Below are 26,419 nucleotides of genomic sequence, written 5' to 3'. Positions count from 1 at the left end.
ATTTAAAAAAGGAAAAAGAAGTTGTTAAATCGAAGAATACTAAGGAGACGTCACAAGCTCCTAATGTTAGAGTCAATTATAAATCAGGTTATGATAATCATTTAATTGAAGTAGAAGGGTTTAAAGCAAAACCGACTATAGGAATAAAAGGTGGCCATAACCTTGAAAACTTTGAGCGGTATATTTTAGACAACTTTGGCGATCAGGTTAAGAATATTAACCAAGCTGTGATAAAAACGTCACATCCAGATATTCCGGGAATTTATGAGGTTAAATACAAGCTCCCTGTTTATGACGGAATGAGCACAGCTAATGGTGGAAAAGGAAACTATACTGGTCAGTGGAAAGAGTATAAGAATCCTAAGACTGTTTATGATCCGAAAGTTTTCTCTGATGAACAGTTATTGAAGTTGGGAAGAGAAGCGATGGAAGAGGGCATTCAAAATAATAAAATAAAAATAGACACACGACAAAATGCTGTTTCTGATGAAATTGTTGGATATGCTGAAGTTGCCGGTAAAAAACTGCAATTTATAGGTTACAGGGATAAAGCTACTGGAGAAATAACAAACTTTTTCCCTGTGATTCCGAAAAATTAATTAATAGATAGGGAATGAATAAGATGGATGATGAAATATATTATGTAGAAGATGCACAGGAAAAAATTAAGAATATGGAGGCATACTACGGTACTTTAGGGGACGGCTATTTTTTAGAAGCTCTTAATGAATTTAAAAAGGGTAAAGGATTTGGTATTGGTTATACTAGCTGCTATTTTGCTACTGAATGCACTCCAAATGATGAAGAGTATTTTGGAGATAGTGGAGTGAATTTTACAACAACTCCGCCAGTAACTAGTGTAGAAGTGTATGCAATTGTGGATTATGAGATGTTTTTTGAGTATTTAGTTAAGGTAGCTCAGGAGTATCTATCAAGACATTCCCAGAATGTCACTAAAGTTGAAAGTTGTTTAGTTCAAATCAAGGAGAAGTTAAATTTATACACTTAAAACAATAGGATGTCTACAAACCCAACAACAAGATCGTACAATACAACCAAACACTAAAAAAACTTGACACACACTTGATAAACTTTCCTCCTCATATTCCAACTTGAAATATGAGGAGGAATGAGCCTTGTTTTTCACGAAAAACAATGACTTGCCATCCCTCCCTATCAGAGTTAACATACACACACTTCAACCACGGGAGGGATAATGCGCTATGTCAAATTGGCCAGATTGGTTTCAAGAAGCATTACGTCAACGTTTTTATCAATTAGAATTAGCCAGTGAACAAAACGCTTCAAATTTATCAGAAAATGAGCATTCATTCACTCAAATTGAGCAACTGAAAGGTAATCAAACTGAAGATATTCAACATCTACTATCTGAATGGGAAGAAGCAATTGGTTATCAGCTAAGTCAGGACAAACAGTCGATCTATATGGAAGGAGTGCATGACGGGATTCAATTGATCCTTCCCGTCATGCACTCCACAAATATTCGTTAGCCCATTGATCGTTCCAGCCTATGGCTTCTCTAGTCCATAAATTCATTTAACAATGATCTATTAATCTTCTATAATTTCATCTATGCTCATTCCACTTTTCAAGGTAAAAACAAAATGCGCTGGTGAGAGAATCGTGATCTTCTCCACCAACGCATTGAATAGGTTATCATCAAATTGTTTTAGTATACCTTGCCGTGAGCTTAGTACTTGAATGATTTCATCGACTCGCTCCTTGATTTTTGCTTTCTGATCCTCTTCCTCCTCTAATATCAAAAAGAATGCAGGATTATTTGGAAGCAAAGACAAAGCAGGATTATTGCCAAAAGAATTCTCTTAATGAATATGCAGTGGGAAATTGCGCAGAAGTAGATGCAGTGAATCAAGCACTAAATCAAAAGGCTAATGTGAATGATTTATATATACTATTAAAACAACTCCACATCGAATTTGGAGCAGCAAAAATAGCCTGCGAAAACTACATATTTACTTTTAAAAGAAATATTGCTGACGCACTAACCGGATGGTATAAAGGAGACCAGCGATGATGCACATGGAAAAATTCAGACATATTTCAATGAGGGGTAGAGTTGCATATGGTATTAACTGCTTTGAGAACGCTATTATAGCCTTGAAATATGATGTTAATGATTGGAATATCGTTTTAAATTATTTATGGGAATACACTAATATACAATACTTGGATGATTGGAACGATATATTCATTGAATTAACTCCTGAGAATTTAACAGAATTTAAAACATACGAGGAGGAAGAGTTGGAGAAGTTGAGTAAAGATGAATTCATATATTTGTATAGCTTGTATCAAAATATTGATGAGCCAGTCGCCGCCTTACTACGAGGTATTTATGAGCTTGGTATCAGTCATGCGTACACTGTGATCGAAGGATACGGCGAAAGCAGTTTGAAATCTTTGGAGAGAATTATAAAGCTCATGATAGATTACAATATTCCATTGCCAAGTATCGAACCATTTCTAAAATTTTCTATAGAAGAAAATAGAGGATGGGGCGACAAGTTCGATGGTACAAAATTATCTAAAATTCTTCACCCGGAAATTGATTAGTTTAATTGCACCTAAATATTAAAAGTTCAAAAGCTTATTCCAACTTCAATCTATGAGTTGGGATAAGCTTTTTTTCTAAAGCTCTAGCTGATTTTATATATACACACACAATTAGCCCTATAACAGATTTCACAAAAATATTGTCGTGATCACGATCACGGTTTAGACTGTAAATTTAAGTTAAAATACAAACAATTTTAAATTTATTTTATCTAAAACCAAAGATACCCTGATGGATTACAAAGAAAAAACAAGGAAGTGTACAAAGATGAAAAGAACGGATTTACCTCTTGTCTATTCTTGTTCTGGATGTTCCTCCGCAGCACAAACCGCCAACATGATCGCTATACAAATGGATCGAGAAAAAGTCGCTGAAATGTCCTGCATAGCTGGTGTTGGCGGTGATGTCAAACCCCTTGTCAGAACAGCAAAATCGGGACGTGACATCATTGCAATTGACGGCTGTCCCTTGTCCTGTTGCAAGAGTTGCTTAGCAAGACATGAAGTTCAACCCAAACACCATTTCCTGCTGTCTGACTTTGATGTACCCAAAATAATAGGAGAAGATCCTAACCCCGATCATTATAGAAATGCTTACACACAAATCTTAGAACAAATTGGACAATAATTCCCGACCGAAGTTAAGGTGTTGTGTATATATAGTAAAAGTATAGCTGACTCATATTATGTAACAATATTGTAAATTAGTTTGTACTGGTGGCTCCTAACACATTTTTAAGGGCCACCAGTATTTTTTTATTCCCATATTAATCATTGGATATAAAAATCCTAAAGAATTTGGAGCTCTAATTGGAGTCATTTTTCAAATCTTTAAGTAGCTCAGTTGCAACATTTGGCAAAGCGTTTCGAGCACTTTACTTACAAGTGACTATACATTTATTCTCTTTTTTAATTATTTTCAGATAACTAAGGTTCCCCTCCTATATTACAAGCTCCCCCCGCCTCCTTAGCTGTCTTGTAAAACTACTCGTCGTTACCATCCAAGCAACACAGCACTATATAGCTGATTACCAGCCTTGAGCTGGAGTACTATCTCATTCCCAACATCACATTTCCAACATTTACACTGAACGGGGATTTTATAGCCCTCTTTGCCTTTGAGAATTACTTTGCGTAATAGCGAAGAGCCTAAAAATAAACATAATGATGAAATCGGTGAATATCACAATATGACAACAGATGTTATATTATACTTTGGTTGAAGCTAAACAAAGGAGATGGAGATGCTTATGATGAATCAAGAACCAAATCAGCAATTAGGTGAGATTATTGAGCAGTTCGTACATTCATTTATAGCAGAAAACAATAACATTCGATCTCAAAAGGTAATCAACATTGCAGATGAGGATACAATAACTCATTTAAGGAAAATTGGCTTTCCCAAAAAAGGTAGACCTGTAAAAGAGGTTGTCGATGAAATGAGGAAAAACGTCTATCCTCATCAAGCCTTCATGCAACACCCTCGTTTTTTCGCAATGGTTCCTAGCCCCGTGTCTGTTTACTCTTGGTTAGGAGATATCATGACCTGTGCTTATAATACCCACGCCGGAAGCTGGATGCAGAGTTCGAGCGCAAGCCTTATAGAGGGGGAAGTGATCCGGTGGATGTGTGACCAAGCAGGATATCCTGCTACTGCTGGGGGCTTATTTCTGTCGGGCGGATCGCTGTCGAATTTGACCGCTTTAGCGGCTGCACGTAATGCAAGGTTATCCGAGCAGGAATATGCCATTGGAACTGCTTATGTTTCAGATCAAACTCATTCATCGGTCGCCAAAGGGCTACGCATTCTTGGATTCCGTAGTGATCAAATCAGGAAGGTTCCAAGTGATAAAAATTTTCGTATGGATGTTTCAGCCTTAGAGAAAAAAATAATGGATGATCAGGCGGCTGGCATGAAACCTTTTGCGATCATTGCAACGGCAGGAACAACCAATACGGGAAGCATTGACCCGCTAAACGAAATTGCTGACCTATGTGAAAAACATAATATTTGGTTACACGTGGATGGAGCTTACGGTGCGTCAATTTTGGCTTCTTCGAAATATAAGCCTCTTTTGAGCGGGATATCGCGTTCAGATAGTATCACCTGGGATGCACACAAATGGCTAATGCAGACCTATTCCTGTAGCGTGGTTTTAGCCAAAGATAAGCATCAACTCAAAAACTGCTTCAGCACACGCCCAGAATATTTGAAGGATGCCGAGACTGATGAAGAACATTTTAATTATTGGGATATGGGTCCAGAGTTAACCCGGCCTGCTCGAAGTCTGAAACTATGGGTGACACTGCAAGCTTTAGGCACGAATGCTGTCGGTGAAGTTATAGAGCATGGAGTCCAACTCGCAGAATGGGCTGAAGATGAAATCAAAAAACATAATCATTGGGAAATTGTATCCCCCGCACAGTTAGCGATTGTTAATTTTCGATATGCGCCTGCTGGATTATGTGAGCAAGAATTAGATTCGCTCAATAAAAAGATCTCCCAAGAAATGGTGACGAACGGGTACGCCACAGTGCTTACGACACAACTCAATGGAAAGACTGTTCTCAGAATCTGCGCAATTCATCCGGACACTACGGAAGATGAGATCAGGAATACAGTTCAGCTTTTATCGAATATAGCAAGATCATTGAATGAGAAAAAAGTTTTTTTATGATGTTCAATTGTGAAAATGAAGTGCTACACTTTCTGTAAATAAATAAAAATGCTCAGCATTACGAAAATAAGAGGGGCACGCCGCCCCTCTTTACTGTCTTCCCATACATCTTCCAAATTATTTACCATTGTGCAATGCAGTAACAATGAACAGCACTCAATCCTAAAACGTACGCACTCCACATGTGTCAAAGAAGGACAAACTGTCACTGCTCCAAAGCAAACATGCGATCTTACACAACCTATCTCAATTCAACGGAGGATGAAAAATGAAGCGAAAATATTTTTATAGCACGGCTGTAGTATCCTTTGCAGTTCTTGTGAGTGCTATATTCGGAACCTCTTCTTATAACGCTAATGCAGCACCGATTAATCGCTCTATTCATGTCAATGGAACCTCTTTGCTCAAAGTGAATGACTATGACGTTTTGTACTGCACACCGATTGGTCCCTACGTTAATGAAGAAAAACGTCTCATGGTTCCGCTTCGTTCCGTCGCCGAGCTTCTTGGCGCAAAAGTTGATTACAACGGTAAACTTCAGGAAGCAAAAATCAGGTGGAGGTCAAATGAAATTGTGTTTCAAAAGGGAGCAAAAACATATAAACTGAACGATACTTCAGCACAGATGGACACTCAGCCCGAAGTGATTCAGGATGCCTTTGTCATTCCGCTTGGGGTATTGCTGAGAAGTATGAATATCCCGTTTGAGTACATGAACAACAAAGTGATTGTAAAAGATCCGGCTTTTGACCAAAGCAAGATTTTTCAAAAAGTAATAGAACTGGATCAAGGAAGATTCATTGTTGACAATCCTTCTGCACTGGATATTCAAAATTTCAAACTTGTGGAAGAGAAAAACTCAGCAAGTGAAACCAGAGGGAGTATTACGGTGAGTGGGTTAAATCGGACAGGTTCTACGATTAGAGAAGGAAAAGAAGATTTGCACATCATTGGCTTCTTTAATCAAACGGTGGATATGGATGCAGATTTCGCGTCTGTAGATATCCCGGATCGAAAACGTCCAAAAGTTAATCCGGAAGGCAGCGTGTCTCAAAGTCTGTCGTATCTTAAAATGAATGACCCTTTGCAGTATATGCTAGCTGCCGGAAGAACATTAAAAACGAAGAATGAACGAAAATAGTAATATTGGAGAAATTTAAACTCAATACAAACGCTTGGTAGTCGGCAGAGTAAGCAATCAAGTATTATTTCTTAATGTCAACATGTAATGTTCCATTGACTGTCGTTATATTTACTGTAGCTCCCACAACTTCCGAAACAAATCTAAGAGGAACCATAACCCGATTCGGATATTCCGGCATAACGGGAGCACTTGGCATCATCTTTTCTTCACCGTTCACGTACGTAACTCTGCTACCCACGGTTAATCGTACAATTGTACCATTCGTCGATTTAATTGTAACTTCTTGTGTAGGTCTGTTCCATGTTACAGACTCTCCCAAGCCCTCAGATATGAATTTAATAGGGACATATACGGTGTTTGTGGATTTCTCTATATACGGACTGATGTCTGTTGTCAAAATGCTATTATTTTCGTTTGTGGATTTCTCTCCAAATGGATCTAATGTCAACGCGCTGTTATTTACAGCAACTTCAACATTATAACTGAATTTATATCCCGCCTGCGCACTCTCAACGGAGACAGAAGAAACGAACACAAAGATAACAGCTAAGGGTAAAATTATGCGTTTTAACATGGTTTATTATCTCTCCCCATTTATCAACTAGACCCTCATTGAGAAACTAAAACACCAAATGCATCCTGTATTCAATCTTTTTTTACTGACAGTGAACAGTAATCAACATGTGTCGAGACGATATCTCGCTTAAGTTAAAACCACTTGCTTTGAAGAACAATACACGATACGGAAAACCTGACAAACAAATTCTCAACCGACGTTCTAAGAAGATATTCATTTTTATCGAAAAATAACCGTTTGATTAAGCAATAAATCATTTCTTTTTAAGTAATTACCATTAAAAGTAATAGGTATCGAAGTTCCATTGAAGTAATCTCTCTTATTGTCATGTTTTATAGCATGAATATGAAGATGCGGCTCACTGCTGTAACCTGAGTTTCCTACTTTCGCAATTTCTTGTCCAACCTTGACAAAATCATTTTTCTTAACTAGCAGACTATCTTTCTTCAAGTGTAACAACAGAATATTATATCCTTTATGTTTGATGATAATCATATTTGTAGTACTACGACCCAGGGAGTTCGGAACATTATCTTCTACTCCATCCACAACTTCGATAATTCTACCTGCAACCGGACTATATACTGAATCATTATAAATGGGATAGGATTTTAAAGACTCAGGATTATCAAATTTTCCTTTCCTTGAACCTAACGGGGTGAGCTTAGTTATATCCACCGCATATTTCAGAGTACGATGCGAAAAGTGATAGTTCATAGATGAACTCATTCCACCATTCACTACCTCGTAAGCCCCTCCTTTCAAAGGGAAGGCTAAATCGACTGCATCTTCGTGTTTAGGAGTGGATGTAATGTATGAAATACTAAATAAAATACAAATAAAAACTTGATATATCGCTAAAAAGCCATATAGAAAAAGGAATATTCGTATTTTTCTATTTAAGCCATAAAATTTAAAAGTGTGTAAAGTAACCATTTGACGGAATAAGGAACATCCAAACAATACGATGCAAACTGGACGTAAATAATAGCTAATTTCTGTCCAATCGTTTATGAATAATATCATGAACGTATATGCACTTGTAAACAAAGTGTGGATAAACCACGAAATACGATTTTTAAATGGATAGTAAGCCATAATCCAATAAAGCATAAGCGGAACCAGCAGCATTTTTATAAAATAGAAAAACATTCAATTCCTTCCCTTATCACATGATAATTTGCTACTTACCTCTTCTTGAAATGCAGTATCGGTTAATAATTTGTAAAAAAACAAATCCAGCTTCTGCTTGAGCCAAATATGATCCACCCCAGAATCATCTTGAATAAACATGGCTAGTTGAATGTCATTTCCTTCCCGATCCGTACAATATAAAGCCTCTGTTAGAACAGAGATGGTAGATCCACCTTTGTTTCCAAACTCTATTAACTTGGAGTTATCTACTTGTCGCTGAATTAGCTTTTTTAGATATGGATTTATAGTAGAAGGAACCAACTTCTCCTTGTGTATAAGCTTCATAATGTAAGCATATTCTTTAGTCGTTGAACGAGGAAGCTTGCGTGATTCCAGCACTTGAAGCTTTCGTACATAATTCTGTTTGGTGTTCCATTTCTTAATACGTTCTGTCCCTTGATCACGATTTAAAATCTGATGAATTTCAACAGATTTTTTCATATATTCCTCGTAGCTCATCTCACTTATCTTTTGTATCGACTCTTTAAAACCTATGTTTTCGGTCTCTTGGATATAAGGAGACATAAATCCTGCAGATGAAAAAGGAAAGATTTTATCATGTAACGAAAGTGAGAGTTTGTTTATATTCTCGTTTATCTCATCTAATCCCATTTTCGCCATCAGGAATTCTGTATTGGCATTGGAACTGTAAGCTAACATGCCGTGAGCAATTTCAAATAATGTAATTTTCCCTTGAATCTCTTTATGATTTGACTCGATCCATTTGATCCAGCTATTATGAGCGTTGCCATCAGAACCAGGAATATAAAATTTATTTAATTCCTCTAAATCCACAAGTTCATGTTCATCTAACAGCTTTGCCGCTACTTGGCGAGCAAACTCAATAGCGATGATCACTTTCGCAGTGCTGGCAAGCGGCATTTTAACTTCTGAGTTGTAGCTGATTTTCTCCATACCATTTTTGATCATATACAAAGATGCTTTACTCGGATTTTCCTTCAAAAAGCTTAGAACATCCATTTCTGTTTTCTTATTATTTTGGCGCTTCGCAATGAGCAAAAACAGGATACATAATATGAGAACAAATATTAAAAGTATAGCTACTACCAATAAAATTACTTTCATATACTTTGCTCCTTAATGGACACGCTTAGGGTAAAGTTCACATAAATCGTCACAGTTCCCCACAGGAATCACTTTTCTTTTAGAAGCTATATAATCATACAAATAACCGCCTATACCCATTTTATTGAAAATGCTAATAAAGGGAACCGCCCACCATAGATACGGTATTCTTGTACAAATTTGTGCAATAGAGTCAATTCCGCGTTGTATATTACTGGGATCATTCAGTGAGAAACTATGCATTCGCCTTTCTAATTCATTAACATCTAATTTGTATGTTTGAACCAAGGAAGAATTCCGAAAACTAACAAGCTGTAGCATTCTAAAATAATCCAGTTTGTACAAATAGTCTTTTATATTTATACAGACAGGACACCAACCATCATAGAAAACCAGAATTTGTTTGTGTTGAAAGCTTACATATCCTAATCTTCTTGTTTTTCTTCGAATTGTAATTGATATTCTCCGAAAACTGATCTTTATAAAATGGTACAACTCTTTATATTCTTGATCCGTAAACAACAATAATTCCATAACAATCATAATTAACGAAAATGTGAGCAGACCCATCCCTATAGCAATACCTATATGAAACAATATCATAGCAATAACTACAAACGGTTTAAGCCTCTTATTAATCACAGCAAAAGGGAATGCAATTTTAATAATTATAGATAAATAAGTAAATACAATGGTGAGTCCAACATAATGGTTGACCATGTAATCCAAAATAGGTCTGCTAAACTCTCTCACTTGAGATATATAATAAAGTGCTGTTCCGTTTTGCCACATTTCGCCCATAAGCTGGTACATTCCTGAGAAAAAATAAACAATACACAGTTGTATAATACAAAAAAGTACTGCAAAATTGTGGATTATCACAGATAATTTATAGAGTAAAGAGTCTTTCGAGTCTTTTCCACGTGAGTTGTTCATTTTAGAATCCAAAGAGAAATAGGCTGTGATATTGGTGAACAACAGAAAAAACATATTCACTATAAGTAAGTTGTCTCCTCCGTCACTAATATGAAAAGAGCGAACATACAATGAATAAAAAAATAAGTAGGCCAGAATTGAAAAAAGACGGCCTTTATATCCTATTAAATAAAAAATAGTAACTATAATTCCTAGGTGATAGATAAAGTCAAAAAATAAAGCTGATGAATTCAAATTATATAAAGACCATGTTAATGACTTGTACCCAGCAGAATAAATATTAATTCCAGATTCGTGCCAAAAAAAGTATCTTTGTTTATAATGAATAAAATAATTGAAAAGTAATATCAATCCGATACATATCCGAAGGATACTTGTACCAATAAGAAAGCGTTCATTCATAAAAAAATTACGGTAATTCAACAACATCCTTTACAACTCCTTTCCAACCATATACGACATTCTCTTCTTTCACTTTAAAATGAAGATCATTCCGCTTTGAATATGGAACCGCATCCGATATTGAGGTCATAAACTGGACATCAGTTATTTCATGTTTCAAAAACTCCCTTTTTGCAAACGCAGAAGCATAGCGATATATGGTTTGTTCAACTTGATCCGAATCCTTTTCTAAAGAAGCATTTATTTCTTTGGCGACATCATCTTTTTTTGATATTTTATCCATTAATTTGTATGTTAGATCATCTTTTCCTCCTATATATAATTGATGTATGTATCCACTTCCAATTCTAAGCATCCTATTATAAGGTGAAAATACTGTCGTCTCATTTGTCCTGATCATAGGTTCAGTAACATCATACCAATTGCTTATTACAGTTTTGGTACTGCCCTCCCCCTTATACTTCACACGTACATATAATTTTAGATTTTGAGTCATAGGTTGAGGAGCAAATAGATGCCAGTTTTGTTGAAAAAACCGTCCAACATAATTATCAGTGACTGATTTCAATGAAACAGAGACCGGGTTAAGCGGTCCAGCGTGAAGAAAAATAAAGAAGAAATGAACCATCAAGAACAACGATAAAGATAATAACGTAGCATTCAAAATATACACTTCACTTCTTTTTTTCATTTAAGCAATCCTCTCTTTTAAATAACATCAGGGAGAGAGAAATATAAAATTTGATCTCCCCCTGATATTCAGCTATTTATCAAAAATTACATCTGCATTCTCTACATCACTACTAGAAACACCTGTACCTAATAGACTTCCTAAGCGGGTCGCTTCTCTCAGAGCATCCTTGTTAGCTTCATAAGCTGCTTTACCAACTTGTACTGCTTTACGAGCAAGGGAGGCTATTGCTTGAGGCTCAACAGCAGCACCGTTTGCATTCGCGCTAATTAAAGGAGAAGAATTTTCAGAGGAAACGTCATAATCAGAAGCGTAAGAAGCGCTTAAACTTACAGTAGAGAAGGCAGAGATGGCTAGAGCCAGACTAAGTATTGTTAATTTTTTCTTCATAGATAATTCCTCCTAAAATGGTTAGTAACAAAATAATTTCAATCTCTTAGTTTTATAACTTTTTATATGACTATTATTGAATATAATTACTTATTATATCACTTCCTTCCATATTTTATATCTTATTTTCCTTTGCCAAAAATCATAAGCATAAATTTTTAGTAATTAAAATTTAAAAAAATTATTTAGGATTTTAACCTATTCCATCAGGTGTCGCACTTCATTTTAAAATCCATTAAGAGAAGAAAACAGCAATCTCTACAAACTCCATCAAACTCTGTGCCTTAAAATAGTTTCAAGTCTACATTTGGTCTACAATTAAGGGTGATTAAAAGCAAAAACCCGCTCAATGAGCGGATTTCAGTATAAAGACGTGGGGAGTTAAACCTCTGTTCCAAACTTTTAATATACATTAATTGTTATTATCAGTGTTCTTCAAGCCATATGTATCAGACCTGAGGAGCTCTCTCCATTTATCAACTAGACCCTCATTGAGGAGCTAAAACACCGATGCATCCTATTATTCTCCACTAAAGCTTTTAGCCCATTCAGCAACCCTACGACTGCTTTCTTCTTCGGACAAATCCTCGATCCTGGTCATAATAGACCATCTTACTCCACAAGGATCCAATATACTTGCGAATCGATCACCTGAAACAAAGTTTGTAACGGGTTCCCTTACTTTCGCTCCTCTTGTTACCGCCTTTTCAATGACCTGATCCACATTCATGACGTAAATCCTGAAAGAATAGCACGCATTGTCTCCATCTGGCGGTAAAACCAACTGATATGTCGGATTCGCTGCTCCCAGCTGCAAAAAACCATTTCCAAAATCTAATTCCGCATGAACAATGATTTTATTGCCATTCTCATCAGGATATTCAGTAATATCCTTAACCCTCGCATTGAAAACTGTTTTATAAAACTCTATTGCTTCAGAAGGATTCTTCACGGTAATAAACGGGGTAATAGATGTAAAGCCGTTGGGTATCCCCTTATTTGTATATTTACCTGACACTCCCACATATTCTCTGCTTTCAGTCATTTTAACTCCTCCTTTAGATGATCTTAACAGTTCAATTTAATGCGCATACCTTCATTGGATGGAATCCATCAACTCATAGTAATATTTGGATGCACGTGTCTTATTTAGACTATACCAGGCTTCTAATGTTTTAGAAGAAAACACACCCAGAGCTTTCAAAACGTGTACGGTGAATTCCAACGGAGCCGTTCCAGATGCAGTGATCAGTTTTCCATCCGTTACAGCAGACTCCATTTTGTAATACTTTTCGCCTGTGTAGCTGGGACAGGTCATTTGGAGGTATTCCAGATCATTGCTTGTATGCGAACGTGAATTCAGCAATCCTGCCTGGGCAAGTCCGATGGTAGCACCACAAATCGCAGCAACCCATATACCTTCCTCTAAACACCTCTCAGCGATTTTTAAGATAGGTTGGTGAATGGTTTCTGTCCATGTATTTCCACCGGGTAAAATCAATGCATCTGTGCTCTCAATGCTGCACTCATCCAGTTGGATGTCAGGCAGGATTGTCAATCCGCCCATGGTAGTGACAGGAGTCTTTTCCATTCCCACGGTAACTATTTTGGATGGGCCCAGCCCCTTTTTATAATATCTTCCTGAGTTCAGTTCGGCAGTTAAGTAACCGATTTCCCAGTCTGCCATGGTGTCAAATACATAAAGATATACCGTACTATTCATTAACAGGTTCTCCTTATTTTATAATTTATCAAGTGATACCAACCCTCAGTAATCCATGATTATCCTCATTATAAAAAAGCTTCACTGACATCTACTGTCAGTGAAGCTTTTAACGTTGATAGTATTCCATTAACTCCGACGCAACCGCGGCAAGTTTTTCCTTCAAGCTCTGTGGTTCGATGATTTGAATGGATTTCCCGTAGGGCAGGAGTAAATAGGGGACATATGTATGAAGTGATTTTTCCTCAAGCAAAAAGATGGCTTGGTTAGCGGTTCGCTCTTTCAGATGATGCCCCAAAAACCAATGTAGACACAAGTCATCCAATGCCTCTGATCTGCCTTCGATCATTAGAGAAATTAAACCGTCCTTGCCCACTAAATCAGGTAACAGATTTTGCATAAAAAATTCACGAGCCGAAAAAGGTTCAGGACGCTTAAATAGAGTTGGAGTGCGCTTAATCTGCAAAATCCGTTCTGCCCGAAAGCTACGGATCTCATTTCTTAGGTGACAAAATGCAACAGTATACCATTTGTTGTTCCAGTAAACCATTCCATAGGGGTCGATCACTCTATTCTTGGGTTGTTCTTCATGGCTCGTGCGATAATCCATTTCGATAGAAAATTGGTTGGCTACAGCCTGCTCCAATTCTGCCAATATCGGCTGAAGAGAAGGAACTCCTATGCGATTTATTACTTCAAATCCGGCTAAATGACGGATAAGTATACTTTCCTGCTCTTGATTCGAATACATTTTCAATTTTGAGGTCGCACTGCTTAATGCCTCACTTAAAGGAGATCCAGCTTCTTTTGCAAAAACAGCAGCATGAAGGAGTGCCTTTTTTTCCTCCATATCAAATAGTAAGGGTGCTCTAATAAAATTATTCAGCAAGCTATACCCGCCATGATGACCCGTGTCGGATATGATTGGTACTCCACTGGCACATAGAGCGTCAATATACCGATAAACTGTCCTTATATTTATTTCTAACTTTTCGGATATTTGTTTTGCCGTCATTTTTACCCCCGAATTCAGCATCCATAAAATGGCCAGCATATTATCGTTTTTTGGCATAACCTGAACCCCCCTCTCTCATTAAAGCTCAATCTTTTATAAATATCTCATTATACTATCTCTTACCACCTATTATATGCTTTTTTCCAGCTTATACTTCCCTCTCATATCTTCTAATTCCAGATTTACACATAGTAAATACCATAATGAATGGGTCATTCTGTAAACTAACTCTCTCTTTTAACCGATAAATACATATGCTGGATTTATAATCCCACTTTTTAAACACAACTACAGAAGGAGACACCTATGGAAAATATCGTGACGTACGGTCATATCGAAATCATGCCTTATGAGTTCGTCCGCCTTCATGAACTTAAAATCTTAAAAACAGTCAATGACCATGCCCGAATGATCTGTACAGGCATCATCTCGGAGAAAAAGCGAGAGCTGTATGTACGTGCTTCTGACGAAGAAACCCAAGTCAAAGCTTTTGTTACGGACAAAAATGGCAATCGGCAGCCCCTTTTTCGAGGAATTGCCTTGGATGTAGAAGAAAAAGTGGTTCACGGGGTCCATTACCTGACCGTCGAAGCCATATCTCATACCTACGAGTTAGATATTAAGCGCCATCAACGCTCTTTCCAGAATCCTAACCTCACCTATATGGGTTTGATTGAAAGTATTGTATCGGACTATTCCAAAGCAGAAGCCATGGATGTTGTGTCCCATAAGAAGCCCATCGGTACCTTTATCATGCAATATGATGAAACCGATTGGCAATTTCTGAAACGGATGGCTTCCCACTTTTACTCTCCGCTCATTCCTGCAGTGGGCTATGGAGTTCCCAAGTTTTATTTTGGTCTACCTATGGGACTCAGCAAGGGCGAAATACAATCTACCAATTATAAAGTCACCAAACGGGTCGCGGATTTTCAAACCGCCTCAGAGAACCATATCCCTGGCGTGCGTGATGCGGATTTTATCCAATATGAGGTCGAGACGGAGAAATCATTGGAACCTGGCTACGAAGTGACCTTTCGAGGTCATAAGTTGATTGTAGCTGAGGTGCTAACAGAGATGAAGGACGGGGTACTGACCCATAACGCCAAGCTGTCACCACGAAGCGGCTTACGTCCGATTAAAGACTACAATCGTTCCATTATCGGCGCTTCCATTCAGGGCAAGGTACTGAGCGTTCGCCGAGACAAAGTACGCGCCCAGCTTGATATGGACGATCAGCAAGATCCAAACACGGATTACTGGTTTCCCTACTCTACCATTTATGCCTCTGCGGATAACACGGGCTGGTATTGCATGCCTGAAGATGGAGACAGCATCCGCATCTATTTTCCCAGTTATAAGGAAGAAGAGGGATATGCGATCAGCTCGGTTAAAAGAGAACCACAACCTTCCGAGGGAAAATCTACTACTTCTGGACATACCACAGCTTCTGCTTCATCTGCTGGATCAAAGTCTTCTTCGGCACTGTCTGCGGTAGCTCCTGCGCCAGACCGAATGGCTGATCCTGCCATTAAGACGCTGCGAACCAAATACGGCAAAGAAATCATGCTCGCCCCAGATCAAATCGTTATTTCTGGCAATGGCATGTCCATTGTCATTAACGATAAAACAGGCATTGATATTGTAAGCGGAAAAAATGTGAGTATTAGCGCGGCTTCGGATATTGTTATGAGTTCCGGTAACATCCAGCTTTCCGCCGGAAAAATTGAGCTGTCTGGTAAAGGCAACACGATCACATTGGATGACAAAACCACCTTCTCCGGCACAGAAATTAAGATGAACTAACGGAAGGTGAGAACTAGCAGATGAATAAACAAGCGGCATTACACCATTTTAAAGAGCATTATTTTACACCTTTGCTGGACATTCAGTTGGACAGGCTGGAAGCCATATTTCATCGCTACCAAGCTCAACTGATCTCCGATTTCAAAGAATCGTTCAGGGATTTGTGTAAGCACATTCTGAGCATGCAGCAGCAAGGTCAAAAAGAACCTATTGGATATATTCACTACTCCTTCTTGCGCACTCAGATGTTGGAGCAATCCTACCTGTATATGGTCGAGGCTTATTCTGCTGAATGGTATGAAGATGATTCCGATTGCAAGTTAACCTATGACGCATCATGGGCCTATGGATCGATGAGTACCATGTTGGAAACCTTGGAGCAGGAACGAAAAATATATATGGGGACGATCACTTCAGTGGACGTTGAACGATTGATGTTGGAATCCGCTCCTTTGTTCCACCAGTTTTTAAACTCCCTTCTACGCTTAGGGATAGCAGAAGTGGTTCAAATGCCTGAGTTTCTCGCTATTCATAAAGCTGATCGTGTAGTCATCCGAACGGGCGAATACAAGGACATCAGCGAGAATCTATATGTCGAAGATCAGGAAGCACTTCTTGCAGATCATGTGAGAGAGCAATTGATTCACTCCAGTGAAGAAGAACCCTTTGTTTACGAAAACCTAAAGCGGCTCTCTCTTCCCCATCTTCAGCTGATGCAAAAAGATTTGCGTTATAACGATTTTAGCCTTAGTGACTTACGAGAAAGCCAGTTCCATACCTGTATATTAATCGGGAGCAGCTGGCAAGGAGCAAATATAGAAGGGACTAGCTTTCAGGGATGCTTACTGACCGACGCTGATTTTAGATATAGCAATCTAAAGGGTGTCCATTTCTGCGGTGCCAGCGGACAGCCTTATCGGGAACATGGAGTTCGGGTTCCGGGGTTATGTGGCCTTCATTTTGAACACTCCATCCTGGATGGGGCCGATTTTACGAATGTACATTCGTTTGAACATGCGCATTTTGAGGGGGCTTCGATGCAAGGAACCCTTGTCCCGCGAAGGTACCAACAACATTGGAAACTAAGCGAATCACAGTGTCAATCCATTATGTGGGCGGAATAAGGAGGAATATGTATGCGCCATTATTATGTGCTGGTCGATGATCATCGTATATCCCGGAACATGGAGCCGATGAATTTAGACCTTTTTAAAACGCCATTCGTTGGTATGCCTCCAGCTCAGGTTTTAGATGTTCATGCGACAGAAGATGCCGAGTATACGGACTGGCTCCTGTTTTCAGCCTCACAACCACTATTTTCCGATCGTATGAAACAAATTCTAGAATTATACAATACACAAGCTCGTTTTAAGCAGGTGTATATCGTGAACCGGGAACCTAGCCGTCAGGAATTATATTGGATTTTATCCATTCCCTCTGTGGATGGCATTTCAGAGCAGACTGAATTTTATCCGCACGATCAAACCCTAAAACGACTTGTGCTGGATAGTCAAAAGGTGAATGGACACCATTTTTTCCGACTCTCCAACGTGAGAGAACCTTATTTCATCGTTAGCTTGGAAGCGGCTGAAAGCTTGCTGCGGCGGAGCTTGAGTGGTTTTCAGCTACAAAAGCTAGAACTCTTATAAGGAGGTTCAACCTTGACGGAGCATTGGGATGAATTTTTTTTAAAACTGCATCACCAACAAACAATGAAAGAGCAATTAAGTACAGCAGAAAACGATGAAAGCTGGATGATGATATCTATTGAAGAAGCGATGAAGGGAATTTCGAAAGGATCACTAACGCTATCAGATGAACAGGAAGTCCGGTTTCAAACCCTTCCTGTCTTTGAAAATCAACTCACCATTTCCCTGCCTGACTCTCTTATTCCAGAAGTTCGAGCGAGACAAACGGTAACTTCGTCGAAAAGCTTCGTTGTTCAGGACAAGCTGGGCGGAATCCTGCTCGGTCTGCATCAAAGCGGGCAAGAACTGAACCCTACGCAAATAGAAGTCTATCAACAACAGATGATTGAGCAAACCAGTCGTGCACAACCAAGTATGAAGCTCGTAGAGGAAAAGGCTTTTTCTATTCAAGATACCATCTTTGGCTGCTATGAAGCTATTTTTCTAGTTTCCCCATCTCCCTATTATCAAATTGTCTTTGTGCGTTCCTGGCGTGGCAAAGCTATGATCGGGAGTTGCCAATTCAAGCTGGAGGATGCTCCCCTCTGGGTCCCGTTAACCTATGCCATGCTGCACACTGCGACATGGTCGGAGCTTTCTTGATTCTATACCTTTTATCCAAGGAGGTACTTATATGTTTTTACCTATACTGATTAAAGCTCTGGCCCAGGGTGCGCTCAGCGGAGAACATTCTTATGTGGTAAGAGGAGCCAAGTTACAGTGCAGTCAAGGTACAGACCCTGGTGTGCTTAATATGATGTACAGTCATGGTGTCTTCATTAAGAATAAACCCGTTCTGAACGTGGACGATGCCATTTGTGGGGCCAATATTAGCAAAATCAATGCTTTTGGTCTGTGTAAATTGAAGCATGGTCTTCCTTGTGAACCAGAGATTGCGTTTGGGTCCAAGTGGACCGGTGGGAAAGAAGACGTATTGATTGAGGGGGCACCCGCCCTACTCAACAATTCGACCTTAATGTGTAGCTGCCAAGATGTTCTGACTAATACGTTTAATTTTATGATAGACCCCAGTGATGATGGTACCCTCTCTTCTGCGATAGGACCTAGTGGTGGTGGCATCATCTCGATCATCGATGACGGGCAAGACAGTTGACTTTATCAAGCAAGGAGATTCAGGAATGAACATCGTAGCGAAAGACCGCTTTACCTACCAGCATCTACATGTTACCTGGCCCTATGGCAAGCTGCGTCTTCGTAATATCCATATGAGTCACGAGCTCGGAGAACATGCCAGGCTGAGGATCACGGGCGTCTTGGATGGCAATCAGGCAGACACGATCATTGCCAAAGCGAGCAGCGACGACGAAGTTGAGCTATGGTATTCCGATGACAAAGATCAGAAGCATCCCTTATTCATAGGGCAACTATACTGCGTAGATGTGGAGCACACGCACCAGGAGGTCTTGGTGACCCTCGACATCATATCTCATAGTTTCAAACTGGATACGCAGCTCAAAAACCGTTCCTTTCAACATATCAATCAAAAGTATGCGGAGATTGTAGATGCAGTGCTGGCCGATTATAAAGGCTCGGATAAGATCGATGAAGCTTTTGAGAAAAAAGCGACAGGCCAGTTTATCATGCAGTATCAGGAGACGGATTGGACTTTTTTAAAACGGCTGGCTTCGCATGTAGGAGCCCTGCTCGTCCCCAATATTGTTTCACACCATGCGCAAATTTGGATCGGAATCCCGCAAGCCAGGCAGCATATTCATTTGAAAGAGGTTCCTTTTTCGTTACAACGCAAGATCGCTCCCTATCTGGATCAGGAGGCGAACGGCTGGAGATCTGCAAACATCGGAGATTACACCCGGTATACCTTTGAGTGGGATCAAATGCTGCAATTGGGAGATGAAGTTGAACGCAATCACGAAACTTACGTCATCACCAAACGTGAGGGTCAACTGATTCGTGGCTTGATGACTTGGTCGTATGAATGCGCCCTGTCGGCGGGCTTGAAGGTCCCTAAAATCTATAATCGAACGATCATTGGCGCGGCTATCGAAGGAAAAATACTGGAGGTCAGTCGGAATCAGGTTCGATTGCATCTAGATATAGACGGTCATCAAAATCCAAGGGATGCTCAGTGGTTCCCCTATTCTGCTGAAGGTAATCAGGTGTGGTATCTGATGCCGGAAAAGGGTGCACAGGTGAAGCTGTATTTTCCAAGTGCAGACGAAGACGATGCGATGGTCATACAATCGGTCCGAACGAAACCATCTAGTGTTGCTGTCTCCTCATCTCACGCAGCTCAAGGTGCCGTAATCGAATCACCTGCAGAACGACACCAGCGTAAAACAGCCGATCCCGGTGTTAAATCCTTTGCAAATCCACAAGGAAAAGAAATTTCCTTAGGGAACTCCGAGCTATCGATGAGTGCGCAGGAAGGATCGCTATACATCTCCATGAATACCCATCACGGTGTCAGCCTGAACAGCACCCAACGTGTACAAATTCAAGCCGCAGGCAGTCTTAATTTTTCGGCAGGCAGTATTCTGCTGCAAGGAACCAACGGCTTACATTTGAATACAACAACCGATACGCTTGATTTGGAGCAGGAAGTCAACAGCGTTAGCTCTGAGATTCAACTTAAAGCCTCCCTTCATCAATACTACCCAGAACCGATCTTGTCTGACTTTGAGAAGCAAGTCGCTGAAAAGGGAATCCAAGGCGTAATGGGAGCTCGTGCTAAAGAAAACGTAGGTGCCACCCTCAAGGGAGAATGGGATGCGGGTTTGGAGTTTGTAAAAGAAATGTGGAATTCGTTTGTCGATATAGCGGATCTTGTAACAGTTCCTCTTGCTTTTCGTTTTATCTTGCCAGAAGGAATCTTGAGACGTAATGAAACTTTCGAAGGTATTCAGCATGGTATAGAACTGGGCGCTGAGAAAGGTACCAAGTATGTGGAAGTTGTTAAAAATTCGTCCAGTGTAGGACAGGGATTTAAAGACATTGGGAAAGAAGTAAAAAGAGATGCTAACTTTATATGGGACGGCATCACAGAACCTTTCGTAAAAAAATTAGATAACTTCTTCCCCAACCCCTATACCGATACCAAACAGGAAAGTTATGATGCAGGGTATGATAGTATAAAAGCTGCGGAACGTGCAGCAGACATTTATACAGTTCTTAAAGGCGGCACAAAGTTATTTAAAAATCTTGGAAAGCTGGGTAAAGAAGAAGTCTCCTTATCTAAAGAGGCCAAGGAAACTGGAGAAAAGAATACTGGAAAAGGTGGCGCGCCGGGATTATTCGGAGATACAGCAAAAGCTGAATCTGCCCTTGCCAAGGCTGGAGATGGAAAATTCAAAACGAATGCCATTCGTTTCCCTAATAATTTTGAATCCTTAGGTAGTTACTTGCAAAGTGTAGCTAGAAAGATGAATATTCGTATTACTAAAAGGTCACCCATCTTCGCAACTGTTGAAGATCATTATCGGTTTCATGAACCTGGTCCTGATGTCCCACATTCTAAAGGTTCTGGTGCAAAGATTTCGCCTGAGAGACAAAAACAGATTGATGCGTTAGAATCAGGAGAGTACACGGGTAAAGGGAATAAGGGGACCGGAAAACCTCCTAAAAGGTATGGAGAGCCTCCTATTGAGCGGAAATTCAAGATTGATGTAGCGGCAGAAAGAAAGGCAGATTTAATAAGAGCAAGTAAATTGGATAATATTGGGGTTTTTGCGAAAAACACAGGGCTTAGTATTGAGGAAGCCAAGAATTTAAAATCCCACATGTTCTTAAATGAATACGAACTGTGTCATTATGATAAAAATGGTCTTTATTATTATAAATCACGACTTACACCCGATTCAGAAGTTGTGTATGCTTTTACCAAGGCTCAAGAAGGAGAACTAACCGTACAAGGCAAAGAATGGTTTAGACAATTAGCAGCACATGAATTAGAAGAAAAGAAGCTCATGGAGAGTGGTAATAGCTATCGCCATCCAGACTCTTGGGATGGCACTAAATTTACAAATGATCCTCCAGGCGCTCACGACTTGGCACCTAAGCAACCCGATTTCGGTTCATTTCCAGGGTATGAAAATAATGTAGCTAAATTTTATAATCTTAAATGGAGTGAATTATATGATTGATACAATAGAACAAGCCATAACTCGTCTCTCTAAAATTACTTGGAGTACCTCTGAACTAAAAAAGAAATCGAGCGAACTTTTAATTACTGAGTACCTAAGAAGGAGTTCATTATTTTTAGAGATTAATTCAATTGAATCTGGGCCATTTTTTAGTCCTGCGCAAGTATTAGGTACTAATCTGGATTTAGAGGATGTTATCACAAGTATTTTTACTGAGCCAGGTAAACCAAATTTATTATGTAAAACAATTTGTTTGCGTTACTTAGAATGGGCTTCCCTAGTTAAGAAAGGAGAGTTAATTGATGGCGAATATCAAGATATTTATGAGCCTTTAATAAAATATTTTGAAAGAGGAGGCTCTCTTAGAATTGATCAGGGTATCTATTTGGACTATGGATATGGGGCATTTCCTATAGACAATTGGCGTGAACGATATATAAAGTTACAAGCCGCTGATATTTCTGATGAAAATTTAAAAAAAATTGATACAGAATAAATGTTTTGTCTTTAATTTGTGTTACAACGAGCTAATAAAATCATACAATACAACCAACAAACCAACTTAATACACTTGAAGAATTTTCAAATGCTTGTTTCATCTTTGAGTAAAAAATGTGCTTCTTTCATGATCAAGATCAAAAGAAAACAGCACAATCGACTAAACTAAAACAATGGTAAGCCATCCCTCCCAATCAAAGTTAACATACTGTACTACAATCACAAGGGGGAGAAATACGCTACAACAGGTTGGCCAGAAAAGGCTTCTTGGAGCATTATGCCAACGGTTTACCCATTAGAATTCGCCCAAACAATAGGATTTATATTCACCATCAACAAAAATAAATCAATTTTAAAATTAAAATAGCTTCAGTTCCTTTTTTGCTTATCATTTATTTTTTACTAAGGTCCAAAGCATCAACATTCTAATTATAGCAATTACGCTTTTTACACTTTAACGTGCACAGATTCATTTATGTATTCCCTTCACCACAAACTAAACTCGCATAAAAATGCCCTCTAGCATTCATCGGACAAACCAAGGTTTGTTCCAATGTCTACACTAGAGGGTGCTCTTCTACTCAGAGGAGTCTGTCTTACCCTTTAACCGACCCGGCTGCGATCCCTTCCACAATCCGGTCACTCATGATGAGGAACACGAGCAAAATGGGCAAAATGCTGATCATCAACGTGGCCCCGATCGCTCCCCAATCGGTCGTATATTGACCGATAAAGTTCTGTACGCCAACGGTCAGTGTTTTATTTTCGTCCGAGCTGATGAACGTATTGACGAAAATAAACTCGTTCCAGTTGTAGATCATATTAATAATAGACGTCGTTGCCATGACGGGGGTGGTCATGGGCAGTACGATCCGAAAGAACATCCGGTTGACGGAGCATCCGTCCATAACGGCCGCTTCTTCCACTTCACGGGGCAAGGCATAATAGAAGCCCAGCAAGATCATCATCGTGGTCGGCAGATTAAAAGCGACATACGACAGGATGATGGATACTGAAGTGTCTGTTAAGTGCAGTTTAAGAAACATACTGAACAGCGGGATCAAGGTGGAATGGACCGGAATCATGAGTCCAACCATAAAGAGCCCGAGGACCAGTTGGCTTCCTTTCCAGCTCATACGTGTAATGGCAAATGTAACAAAGCTGGCGAGCAGCACGGTCAGCGCCACGGATATAACCGTAATCCATACACTATTGAAGAAATACCGCCCGATATTGCCGCTGGTCCACACGTTCATATAGTTTTCCCAATGCGGCTGGGACGGAAGTGCAAACGGTGGCAGGTTAAACACTTCCTGATTATTTTTAAGTGAAAAAAGCATCAGCCATACCAGTGGTAAAAGCTGCGTCACCGCCAAGATGATCAAAAGTATATACAAAGCGGCATAACCGACCCGAGTTAACATTTTGCCGCGGGTAGCGACTCCAAGCGGATAGTTGGCGGCTGCCTGGGTTTTCATATCCTTTCCTCCCTCTTTCTGTCCTCTGTTACTCCTGATCTAATTGCATGAGTGTCCTATGAATACTGGATGGTATCACTAGTTGCGGTCACCTTACGAATCACCCACGTAGCAATCAGGCAGATGAGCAGCAGGGCAAAGGCTGTAGCGCTGCCATATCCGAAATCGAAGCTGCGGAACGCCTGGTGGTACATGTACGAAGCCATCACTTCACTGGCTCCGTTCGGCCCACCGTCCGTCATGACATAGATCAGGTCAAAATATTTGAGCGAGCCGACAATCGATAATATGATCGTCACGTTAATTACCTCGCGCAGCAGGGGCAATTTGATACGAGTTGCAATCTGCCAGGCACTGGCTCCGTCGATGCGGGCAGCCTCCATCAGCGTTTCGGGAATGTTTTTCAGTCCGGCATAATAGATCAGGATATAAAAGCCTGCATATTGCCAAATAATTGGAATGAACAAGGCAAGCAGCACCAGAGACGGATTTGCTAACCACTCGGGCGGGTTGTGAACTCCGACTGACGCCAGCATGGAATTCAGCACTCCGTTGGTCGGGTGATACATTTTGAGCCACAATTGAGCGATCGCTACAGAAGACAGCAGCATGGGAATCAGATAAATTTTCCGCAGCAGGTTCGCTCCCTTGATTTTTCCTGACAAAATCATTGCAACGGCCAGATAACCGATCAGACTGATGCCTGAAAACAAAGCCAGCAGCAGCGAATGCCAAGCACTTTGCCAGAACGCCGTGTCTGTGAACAAATGTTGATAGTTATCCAGCCCTACGAACGTCATAGCGCCGATTCCATTCCACTGATTCAGACCGTAATAGCCGGTCAGTACGATGGGTACATAAATCACGGCGAATAACAGCAGCAAGGAAGGCAACACATAGAGAGCAATGACGAGCTTATTGGACATGACCTTATCCACGGTCAGACCTCCTTAGGTGGTCAATTTCAATTTCCTTTCTCAATGGCAGCCTTATGCTGGTCGGCAAATTGCTGCGGTGTCACCGCTTTACCAAACAACGCCTGAATCATGTTCAAATGCACCTGCGCCGCATTCGGCTTCATCTGTACATCAGCGAACAATGTAATGTTGCTGGCTTGGTTCAGCCCATTCAGCAGATCGACATATAGCTTGGGCAAGTTTTCTTTGGAGGTGTCCACCTTGGTCGCCGGAATAACACCCGCCTGTGTGACCGATTGCTCTCCCCATTTTTCTACGAAGTACTCAACGAACGCTTTGGCTTCTTCTTTCACTTTGGAATTTTCCGAAACAAACAAGCCTACTCCCGGACCTCCTACCCAGCTGTTCTCGTCACCCTTGCCGCCTGCAACCATCGGGAATTTAAAGAAGCCAATTTGATCTTTAAACGCTTGCGGGATATCGGGGTTAGTCGTAAAATTCGGCAGCTCCCAAGTAGCCATCAAATACATCGCCGCTTTGTCGTTCATAAACTCGGATTTTCCTTCATCATTGGACAAGCCGTTAAATCCTTTGTTAAAGGCATTCATATCCACCAGCGTCTGAATTTCGGATGCCGCCTGAATTAAGCCAGGGTCGTCAAACGAGCCTGAGCCGTCAATTGCTTTTTTCAGCGTTTCGCTACCTGCTATACGGTCTGCCAGATACATGTACCAAAGTGAACCCGTCCAGCGGTCTTTATTGCCCAATGCAATCGGTGCAACTCCATGATCTACAAGTGTTTTCACTACCTGCTTAAACTCGTCAAATGTCGCAGGTACCTTCAAGTTGTATTTTTGGAATATAGCTTTGTTGTAATAAATGGGTGTTATGTTCAATTCGATCGGAAGCGCATACGTTTTGCCGTTCAGCGCATAGGCTTCGGTCGTTCCTGGTACGAATTTGTCCTTCAGCTTAGAACCTTGCAACAGGTCATCCATCGGTGTAAACAATCCACCTTTAACGTAAGGCTCCATAAAACCCGCCGCCCAGGTGATGCCGATATCCGGTAATTCATTGGAAGCTGACAGCACTTTGAGTTTGTTTTTGTATTGTTCATTTTCCAGCACTTCCTGCTGAATGACGACATTCGGATGATCCTTTTCGTATTGATCTATAATCTGAGTCACAAGCTTGCTCTGCTGTGCCGAGCTTCCCTCTGGCCACAGGTGCATCATTTTGAGTGTAACCTTTCCTCCTGCTCCGCTGGAACCACCTTGACCATCCTTACCGCCACAACCGGACAGCACTAGCATGAATGACAGCAGTAGGGTCAACCCAGCAACCCATTTTCGGTGAGAGCGCTTACGTAAAAAAGACTTATTGGACATCGTTAGACCTCCGTTTGTTGTAATTTATTTTTTTGTAACCGTTATCATTTGTAAGTTTAGCACTCCATTCTTGCTTCCAACAGGGTACGCTC

The 26,419-nt window shown here is 40.2% G+C and carries 28 protein-coding genes; 15 read left to right on the top strand and 13 right to left on the bottom strand.

Annotation, left to right across the window (positions count from 1 at the left end; all coding sequences use genetic code 11):
* From ABEW32_RS25775 to ABEW32_RS25765, 3 genes are all read left to right on the top strand, one after another.
* Positions 1-599: CdiA family toxin C-terminal domain-containing protein (locus tag ABEW32_RS25775; protein WP_430193087.1), on the top strand; the 599-nt coding region annotated here is incomplete at its 5' end.
* A gap of 23 nt (positions 600-622) precedes the next feature.
* On the top strand, positions 623-1,009 hold the full coding sequence (cdiI, locus tag ABEW32_RS25770; protein ID WP_430193085.1) for a ribonuclease toxin immunity protein CdiI: 387 nt from the start codon (positions 623-625) through the stop codon (positions 1,007-1,009).
* Positions 1,010-1,223: 214 nt separating this feature from the next.
* A complete protein-coding gene (locus ABEW32_RS25765) occupies positions 1,224-1,511 on the top strand; it encodes a hypothetical protein (RefSeq protein ID WP_430193083.1) in 288 nt (95 codons plus the stop codon).
* Positions 1,512-1,571: 60 nt separating this feature from the next.
* Here the strand turns inward: ABEW32_RS25765 and ABEW32_RS25760 are convergent, their stop codons facing one another.
* Positions 1,572-1,817, bottom strand: a complete 246-nt coding sequence (locus tag ABEW32_RS25760; protein ID WP_430193081.1) for a hypothetical protein — start codon at positions 1,815-1,817, stop codon at positions 1,572-1,574.
* On the opposite strand from ABEW32_RS25760, the gene ABEW32_RS25755 reads away from it, so the two are divergent.
* The 5 genes from ABEW32_RS25755 to ABEW32_RS25735 all read left to right on the top strand — a co-directional run bounded on the left by ABEW32_RS25755 (position 1,802) and on the right by ABEW32_RS25735 (position 6,414).
* Positions 1,802-2,056: a hypothetical protein gene (locus ABEW32_RS25755; RefSeq protein WP_430193079.1), complete on the top strand. Its 255-nt coding sequence runs from the start codon at positions 1,802-1,804 to the stop codon at positions 2,054-2,056. The two genes, ABEW32_RS25760 and ABEW32_RS25755, sit on opposite strands and share 16 nt — an antisense overlap.
* Positions 2,053-2,595 carry a hypothetical protein gene (locus ABEW32_RS25750; RefSeq protein WP_430193077.1) on the top strand — a complete coding sequence of 181 codons (543 nt, stop codon included), beginning with the start codon at positions 2,053-2,055 and terminating at the stop codon, positions 2,593-2,595. Before ABEW32_RS25755 ends, ABEW32_RS25750 begins: the two co-directional genes overlap by 4 nt.
* A 268-nt stretch (positions 2,596-2,863) precedes the next feature.
* Positions 2,864-3,223: a putative zinc-binding protein gene (locus tag ABEW32_RS25745; RefSeq protein WP_013311396.1), complete on the top strand. Its 360-nt coding sequence runs from the start codon at positions 2,864-2,866 to the stop codon at positions 3,221-3,223.
* 622 nt (positions 3,224-3,845) lie between these two features.
* Positions 3,846-5,273 (top strand): pyridoxal phosphate-dependent decarboxylase family protein, encoded by a 1,428-nt coding sequence (locus ABEW32_RS25740; RefSeq protein ID WP_430193075.1) that lies wholly within the window; start codon positions 3,846-3,848, stop codon positions 5,271-5,273.
* 268 nt (positions 5,274-5,541) lie between these two features.
* On the top strand, positions 5,542-6,414 hold the full coding sequence (locus ABEW32_RS25735) for a copper amine oxidase N-terminal domain-containing protein (RefSeq protein ID WP_430193073.1): 873 nt from the start codon (positions 5,542-5,544) through the stop codon (positions 6,412-6,414).
* 64 nt (positions 6,415-6,478) lie between these two features.
* Here ABEW32_RS25735 and ABEW32_RS25730 read toward each other — a convergent pair whose 3' ends face one another.
* From ABEW32_RS25730 to ABEW32_RS25690, 9 genes are all read right to left on the bottom strand, one after another.
* Entirely contained in the window at positions 6,479-6,991 is a 513-nt protein-coding gene (locus tag ABEW32_RS25730) for a stalk domain-containing protein (protein WP_430193071.1), read from the bottom strand.
* Positions 6,992-7,213: 222 nt separating this feature from the next.
* Positions 7,214-8,125, bottom strand: coding sequence for a M23 family metallopeptidase (locus ABEW32_RS25725; protein ID WP_430193069.1), 912 nt, complete (start codon positions 8,123-8,125; stop codon positions 7,214-7,216).
* Positions 8,126-8,146: 21 nt separating this feature from the next.
* The gene (locus tag ABEW32_RS25720; RefSeq protein ID WP_430193067.1) at positions 8,147-9,274 is read right to left on the bottom strand and encodes a serine hydrolase; all 1,128 of its coding nucleotides are present in this window, start codon (positions 9,272-9,274) and stop codon (positions 8,147-8,149) included.
* A gap of 12 nt (positions 9,275-9,286) precedes the next feature.
* Positions 9,287-10,639 carry a DCC1-like thiol-disulfide oxidoreductase family protein gene (locus ABEW32_RS25715; RefSeq protein ID WP_430193065.1) on the bottom strand — a complete coding sequence of 451 codons (1,353 nt, stop codon included), beginning with the start codon at positions 10,637-10,639 and terminating at the stop codon, positions 9,287-9,289.
* A complete protein-coding gene (locus ABEW32_RS25710; RefSeq protein WP_430193063.1) occupies positions 10,620-11,303 on the bottom strand; it encodes a DUF5819 family protein in 684 nt (227 codons plus the stop codon). Before ABEW32_RS25710 ends, ABEW32_RS25715 begins: the two co-directional genes overlap by 20 nt.
* A 72-nt stretch (positions 11,304-11,375) precedes the next feature.
* The gene (locus ABEW32_RS25705) at positions 11,376-11,693 is read right to left on the bottom strand and encodes a hypothetical protein (protein ID WP_430193061.1); all 318 of its coding nucleotides are present in this window, start codon (positions 11,691-11,693) and stop codon (positions 11,376-11,378) included.
* A 520-nt stretch (positions 11,694-12,213) separates the two neighbouring features.
* The gene (locus ABEW32_RS25700) at positions 12,214-12,738 is read right to left on the bottom strand and encodes a VOC family protein (protein WP_430193059.1); all 525 of its coding nucleotides are present in this window, start codon (positions 12,736-12,738) and stop codon (positions 12,214-12,216) included.
* Between the two features lie 51 nt (positions 12,739-12,789).
* Positions 12,790-13,416, bottom strand: coding sequence for a type 1 glutamine amidotransferase family protein (locus tag ABEW32_RS25695; protein WP_430193057.1), 627 nt, complete (start codon positions 13,414-13,416; stop codon positions 12,790-12,792).
* A gap of 109 nt (positions 13,417-13,525) precedes the next feature.
* The gene (locus ABEW32_RS25690; protein WP_430193055.1) at positions 13,526-14,488 is read right to left on the bottom strand and encodes a helix-turn-helix transcriptional regulator; all 963 of its coding nucleotides are present in this window, start codon (positions 14,486-14,488) and stop codon (positions 13,526-13,528) included.
* Between the two features lie 249 nt (positions 14,489-14,737).
* Here ABEW32_RS25690 and ABEW32_RS25685 point away from each other — a divergent pair, with 249 nt between their 5' ends.
* The 7 genes from ABEW32_RS25685 to ABEW32_RS25655 are packed head-to-tail and all read left to right on the top strand — an operon-like array spanning position 14,738 to position 22,542.
* Positions 14,738-16,237: a hypothetical protein gene (locus tag ABEW32_RS25685; protein WP_430193053.1), complete on the top strand. Its 1,500-nt coding sequence runs from the start codon at positions 14,738-14,740 to the stop codon at positions 16,235-16,237.
* A 20-nt stretch (positions 16,238-16,257) separates the two neighbouring features.
* Complete coding sequence (locus ABEW32_RS25680) at positions 16,258-17,361, top strand: pentapeptide repeat-containing protein (protein WP_430193051.1); 1,104 nt, start codon at positions 16,258-16,260, stop codon at positions 17,359-17,361.
* 12 nt (positions 17,362-17,373) lie between these two features.
* Positions 17,374-17,886 (top strand): imm11 family protein, encoded by a 513-nt coding sequence (locus tag ABEW32_RS25675; RefSeq protein WP_430193049.1) that lies wholly within the window; start codon positions 17,374-17,376, stop codon positions 17,884-17,886.
* Between the two features lie 12 nt (positions 17,887-17,898).
* Entirely contained in the window at positions 17,899-18,528 is a 630-nt protein-coding gene (locus ABEW32_RS25670; protein WP_430193047.1) for a hypothetical protein, read from the top strand.
* Positions 18,529-18,559: 31 nt separating this feature from the next.
* Positions 18,560-19,039, top strand: a complete 480-nt coding sequence (locus ABEW32_RS25665; protein WP_430193045.1) for a DUF4280 domain-containing protein — start codon at positions 18,560-18,562, stop codon at positions 19,037-19,039.
* Positions 19,040-19,064: 25 nt separating this feature from the next.
* Positions 19,065-22,046, top strand: coding sequence for a contractile injection system protein, VgrG/Pvc8 family (locus ABEW32_RS25660; protein WP_430193043.1), 2,982 nt, complete (start codon positions 19,065-19,067; stop codon positions 22,044-22,046).
* A complete protein-coding gene (locus tag ABEW32_RS25655; protein ID WP_430193041.1) occupies positions 22,039-22,542 on the top strand; it encodes a hypothetical protein in 504 nt (167 codons plus the stop codon). Before ABEW32_RS25660 ends, ABEW32_RS25655 begins: the two co-directional genes overlap by 8 nt.
* A gap of 598 nt (positions 22,543-23,140) precedes the next feature.
* Here ABEW32_RS25655 and ABEW32_RS25650 read toward each other — a convergent pair.
* From ABEW32_RS25650 to ABEW32_RS25640, 3 genes are read right to left on the bottom strand one after another with little or no spacing between them, the layout of a single operon-like run.
* The gene (locus ABEW32_RS25650) at positions 23,141-24,022 is read right to left on the bottom strand and encodes a carbohydrate ABC transporter permease (protein ID WP_430193039.1); all 882 of its coding nucleotides are present in this window, start codon (positions 24,020-24,022) and stop codon (positions 23,141-23,143) included.
* Between the two features lie 56 nt (positions 24,023-24,078).
* Positions 24,079-24,960: a carbohydrate ABC transporter permease gene (locus ABEW32_RS25645; protein WP_430193037.1), complete on the bottom strand. Its 882-nt coding sequence runs from the start codon at positions 24,958-24,960 to the stop codon at positions 24,079-24,081.
* 26 nt (positions 24,961-24,986) lie between these two features.
* Positions 24,987-26,327, bottom strand: a complete 1,341-nt coding sequence (locus ABEW32_RS25640; protein ID WP_430193035.1) for an extracellular solute-binding protein — start codon at positions 26,325-26,327, stop codon at positions 24,987-24,989.
* Positions 26,328-26,419: the final 92 nt, after the last annotated feature.

This window comes from Paenibacillus jamilae, assembly GCF_050482105.1.
In the GTDB taxonomy this organism is placed as follows: domain Bacteria; phylum Bacillota; class Bacilli; order Paenibacillales; family Paenibacillaceae; genus Paenibacillus; species Paenibacillus jamilae_B.
The sequence above is the reverse complement of the archived record's forward strand: the minus strand, read 5'-3'. Positions and strand labels throughout refer to the sequence as shown.